This is a genomic window from Clavibacter lycopersici (assembly GCF_003576405.1).
Lineage (GTDB): Bacteria > Actinomycetota > Actinomycetes > Actinomycetales > Microbacteriaceae > Clavibacter > Clavibacter lycopersici.
Window position 1 is genome coordinate 1 of sequence record NZ_QWGT01000355.1, and the last position, 2034, is coordinate 2034.

The window sequence follows — 2034 nt, forward strand, 5'->3', positions numbered from 1 at the left end:
CTCGCCGCCGCGATCATCTCCGGGATCCGCGCCGACCTCCGCGCCACCCGGCCCGACGCGCGCGTCCTCGGCATCGGCGTCGCGGTCCCCGGCCTCGTCCGCTTCGACGGCGGCCTCGTGCGCCTCGCGCCGCACCTCGGCTGGGTCGACGAGCCCTTCGCCGCGCTCCTCGCCGAGGCCACAGGGCTCCCCGCGCTCGCCGCAAACGACGCGAGCCTCGCGGCCGTCGCGGAGGGGCGGTTCGGATCCGGCCGCGACGTCGACGACCTCGTCTACCTCAACGGCGGCGCGTCCGGCGTCGGCGGCGGCGTGCTCATCGGCCGGCGCCCGTTCGGCGGCGCCGAGGGCTACGGGGGCGAGCTCGGCCACACGCTCGTCGACTCCGCGGGCGAGCTCTGCCACTGCGGCGCGGTCGGCTGCCTCGAGACGACCGTGGGGCAGGACGCGCTGCTCGAGGTCACCGGCCTGCCGCGCGCCCGCGCCGACGAGCTGGGCGATGTGCTGGCGGCGGCGCTCGAGGCGGGCGATCCCGCGATCACCGCGGAGGTCGAGCGGCAGATCGACAACCTGGCGATCGCGCTCCGCAACGTCGTCAACATCTTCAACCCGTCGCTCGTGGTGCTCGGCGGGTTCCTCGGGTCGCTGCACGCGGCGGATCCCGACCGGATCCTCGCCCGCGCGACCGCCCAGGCGCTCCCCGGCGCGCGCGAGGCGCTCCGCATCCGCCGCGCGGCCCTCGGCCCCGACCGGCTCATGATCGGCGCGGCCGAGCTGGCCTTCGCGCGGGTGCTGGTGGATCCGTCGGGCGTCGCCCGCGAGGCCGCCGCCGACGCGGAGCGCACCACGGCGTGAGCGCTCCGATCGACCTCGTGATCCTCGACTGCGACGGCGTGCTCGTCGACAGCGAGGTGCTCGCCGTGGAGGTCGACAGGCGGATCCTGGCCGAGCTCGGCTGGCACCTCACGACCGAGGAGATCGTCGAGCGGTTCGTCGGGAAGTCGCACGCCACCTTCACCGCCGAGGTCGCGGCGCACCTCGGCCTGCACCTCGCCGACGACTGGGACGCGCCGTACGCGCACCTCTACACGGACGCGTTCGCGGCGCACCTGCGTCCGGTCGACGGGATCGAGGAGGCGCTCGACGCCATCACCCTGCCGACGTGCGTGGCCTCGAGCGGCGGGCACCCGAAGATCCGGGCGAACCTCGGCCTGACCGGGCTGCTGCCGCGCCTCGACGGCCGCATCTCCAGCGCCACCGAGGTGGAGCACGGCAAGCCAGCGCCCGACCTGTTCCTGCTCGCGGCCTCGCGGATGGGTGCGGATCCGGAGCGCTGCGTCGTCGTGGAGGACAGCCCCTACGGCGTGCAGGGCGCGCTCGCGGCGGGCATGCGTGCGCTCGGCTACGCGGGCGGGCTCACCCCGGCCGACCGTCTGCGGGACGCGGGCGCGATCGTCTTCGACGACATGCGCGACCTCCCGCGGCTGCTGCGCGGGCTCGCCGGCTAGGCCGGTCGAGCGCGCCCCCGCCTACGCTGGATCGCATGACCACCCCGACACCGGGGCCCGCGCCGAAGCGCCGGCGCCGGAACACGCTCATCCTCGCCGTCGTGTTCGCGGTCATCGCCGTCGCGAACGCGGTGCGCGCCGCCGTCGACGCGAGCGCGGGCGCGAGCTGGGTCGTCGCCGCCCTGTTCGGCCTCGGCGCCGTCTGCTTCCTCCTGGCCGACCGCGCCGAGCGCCGGGCCGCGCGTGGGGGCGGGGCCCGGGGATGACGGCCGCGTCGCGCGCCCGGTGGAGCGCCGCCGCGGTGGCGCTGCTCGTCGTCGGGGCGCTCGCGATCGGCGTCTGGTCGGGCGAGTGCGTCGACCACGTCGCCGTCCCCGGCGGGTGCACTGTCGCGCCCGCCCTCGGCTGGCCCGGCGCGATCCTCGTGGCCGTCGTGTGCGCGGTCGGCGCGGTCCTGTGCCTCCGCCGCGCGGGGCGTCGCGGCGTCGCCCGCGATGGCGGTCAGCCCGTCACGCCGCCCTGACCGCCC

At 77.0% G+C, this 2034-nt stretch carries 4 protein-coding genes; all 4 read left to right on the top strand.

Annotated features, from left to right (window positions below; all coding sequences use genetic code 11):
* On the top strand, positions 1–852 hold an 852-nt coding region (locus DZG00_RS15000), incomplete at its 5' end, for an ROK family protein (protein ID WP_147360048.1).
* Entirely contained in the window at positions 849–1505 is a 657-nt protein-coding gene (locus DZG00_RS15005) for an HAD family hydrolase (RefSeq protein WP_119383326.1), read from the top strand. The genes DZG00_RS15000 and DZG00_RS15005, both read left to right, overlap by 4 nt.
* Positions 1506–1540: 35 nt before the next feature.
* Entirely contained in the window at positions 1541–1771 is a 231-nt protein-coding gene (locus tag DZG00_RS15010) for a hypothetical protein (protein WP_119455795.1), read from the top strand.
* The gene (locus tag DZG00_RS15015; protein ID WP_119455796.1) at positions 1768–2028 is read left to right on the top strand and encodes a hypothetical protein; all 261 of its coding nucleotides are present in this window, start codon (positions 1768–1770) and stop codon (positions 2026–2028) included. The genes DZG00_RS15010 and DZG00_RS15015 overlap by 4 nt, the downstream gene beginning before the upstream one ends.
* Positions 2029–2034: the final 6 nt, after the last annotated feature.

Bases quoted from the DNA above. Each gene is read 5' to 3' on its own strand.
- DZG00_RS15010 (WP_119455795.1), top strand. From the start codon at position 1,541: ATGACCACCCCGACACCGGGGCCCGCGCCGAAGCGCCGGCGCCGGAAC.
- DZG00_RS15015 (WP_119455796.1), top strand. From the start codon at position 1,768: ATGACGGCCGCGTCGCGCGCCCGGTGGAGCGCCGCCGCGGTGGCGCTG.